The sequence below is a fragment of the Alteromonas sp. ABH4_457 genome (assembly GCF_056160625.1).
On record NZ_JBSWXN010000035.1, the window covers coordinates 1 to 266 of the forward strand.

At 51.9% G+C, this 266-nt stretch carries 1 rRNA gene; it reads right to left on the reverse strand.

The features are described 5' to 3' along the window. Positions 1-266, reverse strand: a 23S ribosomal RNA gene (locus ACXAGR_RS23830); the annotation flags it as partial.

Below are 266 nucleotides of genomic sequence, written 5' to 3' on the forward strand. Positions count from 1 at the left end.
GTCCGACCGTGATTAGCTAACCTTCGTGCTCCTCCGTTACTATTTGGGAGGAGACCGCCCCAGTCAAACTACCCACCAGACACTGTCCGCAATCCCGGTTAGGGACCAACGTTAGAACATCAAACATACCAGGGTGGTATTTCAAGGACGGCTCCATTGGAACTGGCGTCCCAATTTCAAAGCCTCCCACCTATCCTACACAAGTAGGTTCAATGTTCAGTGCCAAGCTGTAGTAAAGGTTCACGGGGTCTTTCCGTCTAGGTGCG